General features: G+C 72.7%; 3 protein-coding genes. 1 reads left to right on the top strand and 2 read right to left on the bottom strand.

All coding sequences use genetic code 11. The annotated features are described in order from the left end of the window. Positions 1–830: DEAD/DEAH box helicase (locus tag SSOG_RS15820; protein ID WP_039941143.1), on the bottom strand; the 830-nt coding region annotated here is incomplete at its 3' end. 462 nt (positions 831–1292) lie between these two features. On the opposite strand from SSOG_RS15820, the gene SSOG_RS15815 reads away from it, so the two are divergent. Next, on the top strand, positions 1293–2027 hold the full coding sequence (locus SSOG_RS15815) for a ferritin-like fold-containing protein (RefSeq protein WP_039937705.1): 735 nt from the start codon (positions 1293–1295) through the stop codon (positions 2025–2027). A 77-nt stretch (positions 2028–2104) separates the two neighbouring features. Here the strand turns inward: SSOG_RS15815 and SSOG_RS15810 are convergent, their stop codons facing one another. Continuing rightward, positions 2105–2374, bottom strand: coding sequence for a hypothetical protein (locus SSOG_RS15810; protein ID WP_009715236.1), 270 nt, complete (start codon positions 2372–2374; stop codon positions 2105–2107). Positions 2375–2488: the final 114 nt, after the last annotated feature.

Raw genomic sequence — 2488 nt, 5'->3', positions numbered from 1 at the left:
ACCTTGCCGTTGCGGAAGGCGCGCAGCGCCTGCTCGCGGGCGCCCTGGCCGAGGTCGCCGTGGACCGCGCCGGAGGCGAACCCGCGGCGGGAGAGCTGGTCGGCGATGTCGGCGGCCGTCCGCTTCGTACGGCAGAAGATCATCGCGAGACCGCGGCCGTCGGCCTGGAGGATGCGCGAGACCAGCTCGGGCTTGTCCATCGAGTGGGCGCGGAAGACGTGCTGGGTGGTGTTGGCGACGGTCTGGCCCTCGTCGTCCGGCGCGGTGGCGCGGATGTGCGTGGGCTGCGACATGTAGCGGCGGGCGAGACCGATGACGGCGCCCGGCATGGTCGCCGAGAACAGCATGGTCTGGCGCTTGGCGGGCAGCAGCTGGATGATCTTCTCGACGTCGGGCAGGAAGCCCAGGTCGAGCATCTCGTCGGCCTCGTCGAGGACGAGCGCCTTGACGGACGAGAGCCGCAGCTTCTTCTGGCCCGCGAGGTCGAGCAGCCGGCCGGGGGTGCCGACGACCACGTCGACGCCCTTCTTCAGGGCCTCGACCTGCGGTTCGTACGCACGGCCGCCGTAGATCGACAGGACGCGGACGGCGCGGACCTTACCGGCGGTCAGCAGGTCGTTGGTGACCTGCTGGCACAGCTCGCGGGTGGGGACGACCACGAGCGCCTGCGGGGCGTCGGTCAGCTGGTCGGGCTTGGCCCGGCCCGCCTCGATGTCCGCGGGGACGACGACGCGCTCCAGCAGCGGGAGGCCGAAGCCCAGCGTCTTGCCGGTGCCGGTCTTGGCCTGGCCGATGACGTCGGAGCCGGAGAGGGCCACCGGAAGCGTCATCTCTTGGATGGGGAACGGGGACGTGATGCCGACGGCCTCGAGGGCCTCGGCCGTCTCGGGGAGGATCCCGAGTTCTCGGAACGTGGTCAGGATGCTTGCCTCTTCTGTGAGACGCGGCGAGAGGCGGCGAAGGGGGTCGCACGGCGCCCGGGGTACACCGGCTTTGGCTGGCCGGTTCGGCGCGGGACCACTGCCCTCGCTCGAGCGCTCACGCCGCGAGCGGGTCCCTCCTGCCGTACGCATCAGATGCGCGCCGCGCGGAGAGCGGTCGGGTGTTAGGAGCCGATCGGGCCACCGACCGGGCATCCGCATTCGTGGAACGACCCGCCGATACTCGACGGGTGCAAATACCACTGTACCCCGGAAGTGCGCATCTGTGACCGGCCAACCCGAACCGGGGCGTGCGGGGACTTGGCTGACCAGGCCCTTCCTCCGCCGGTCGGGCGGACTATTGTGCGCTCCATGGAGACGTCTGACACGCCTGAGACCGAGAAGACCCCGACCGGGATCGCCGCCCAGGACTGGGACACGGCGGCGGCCGACCCGCAGTACCGGGCCGCGGTGGTGGACCTGCTCGGGGCGCTCGCCTATGGCGAGCTGGCCGCCTTCGAGCGGCTCGCGGAGGACGCCAAGCTGGCGCCCACCCTGGAGGACAAGGCGGAGCTGGCGAAGATGGCGTCGGCCGAGTTCCACCACTTCGAGCGGCTGCGGGACCGGCTGGCGGCGGTCGGCGAGGAGCCGACCGCGGCGATGGAGCCGTTCGCCGCGGCGCTGGACGGGTTCCACCGCCAGACCGCGCCGTCGGACTGGCTGGAGGGCCTGGTCAAGGCGTACGTGGGCGATTCGATCGCCAGCGACTTCTACCGCGAGGTGGCGGCCCGGCTCGACTCGGACACCCGCGACCTGGTGCTCCAGGTGCTGGACGACACCGGCCACGCGAGCTTCGCGGTGGAGAAGGTGCGCGCCGCGATCGAGGCCGACCCCCGGGTCGGCGGGCGGCTGGCGCTGTGGGCCCGGCGGCTGATGGGCGAGGCGCTGTCGCAGGCGCAGCGGGTGGTCGCGGACCGCGACGCGCTGTCCACGATGCTGGTGGGCGGGCTGGCCGACGGCTTCGACCTGGCCGAGGTCGGCAAGATGTTCTCGCGGATCACCGAGGCGCACACCAAGCGGATGTCGGCGCTGGGCCTGGCGGCGTAGGGCCGCGGGCGTGGGTAAGGGCTCCGGGTCTCCGGAGCCCTCGCACACCGCGCTCCCGGCTCAGGGCCGGGAACGGCTCAGGCCGGGACCGAGCGGCGGCGGCCGGCCCGGGGCCGGATGAGCAGCGACAGCAGGGCCGCGGCGAAGCCGAGCGCGACCAGCAGGACGACGGCCGAGTAGCCCGAGCCCAGCACCGTGTGCGCGATCATCGCGCCGAAGAGTGCCGCGCCGGGGCCGGTGGACAGGACGAGGGGCGTGGCGGGCAGTCGGCGGGGCAGCCGTCGGCTCGCCCCGTACGCGATGGCGAGACCGATCAGTACCGAGCCGAGCGCTTCCCAGAAGATCATGGCGCGTCCTTCCCGTGAGCGGATCGGGACCGAAGCGTGATCACGCGTCGGTCCTGCCGGTCCTACCCGGGCCCACGCGGGGGCAACCCTGATCGAGGGGGCGGGCTGCGGCGT

It is taken from the genome of Streptomyces himastatinicus ATCC 53653 (assembly GCF_000158915.1).
Classification (GTDB): Bacteria; Actinomycetota; Actinomycetes; order Streptomycetales; family Streptomycetaceae; genus Streptomyces; species Streptomyces himastatinicus.
Note: the sequence above shows the minus strand (reverse complement) of the source record. Positions and strands in the feature narration are given on the sequence as shown.